Origin of the sequence: Kocuria sp. CPCC 205260, from assembly GCF_040981045.1 — a bacterium.
Classification (GTDB): Bacteria; Actinomycetota; Actinomycetes; order Actinomycetales; family Micrococcaceae; genus Kocuria; species Kocuria palustris.
This window is the reverse complement of the sequence record NZ_JAVKPT010000113.1, coordinates 1-513: the sequence shown is the minus strand read 5'-3', so window position 1 is coordinate 513 and position 513 is coordinate 1. Positions and strand designations below refer to the sequence as shown.

The following is a 513-nucleotide window of genomic DNA, read 5'->3' as shown; positions in this document are numbered from 1 at the left end:
GACCACCGTTGAGTGTTGTGTGCAGATCCTCTCCCGGAACAGGCCCCTGGGCCATGAGCTGGTGGGCTTGTCCCGTTTTGAGGCTGCCGTCTGCGTGGACGCCGATGCGGTCAACGACGACTCCCGGTTTTCCCTGCAAGGTGGCCTCATGCGCTTCTTGTAGCCCCCCACGTCCGATCTGGGCACCACGGGTGAGTTTGCCTCCCGACTTCTCGATTTCCTCGGCCGTCGCTTCGCCGACCGACCCGAGGGTCTCGGCGGCAAAACCCTTGGTCCGGCCTAGAACGCGGGCGTCCTTCGTAACTAGCAGACCGGAGATTTTCTTCATGCGCTGGGCATCGAGCGCCCGAAAATCTTCTTCCCGCAATGCAATAGCCTCCACCCACGCGGTGTCGTCAGCCTGACGTACTGATTCCCGGTAGGGCTCGGGGTCAATGCCCACAGCCTTGGCCAGTGCGGTGGCCGAACCCTCCCGCTTCTCGCGGGGGACCTCACGGAGGTCCAAACCTACGC

Annotated in this window: 1 pseudogene; it reads right to left on the bottom strand. The window is 63.4% G+C overall.

Features of this window, described 5'->3' with window-relative positions:
* Positions 1 to 513, bottom strand: a pseudogene (locus RF645_RS13465) (hypothetical protein); the annotation flags it as partial.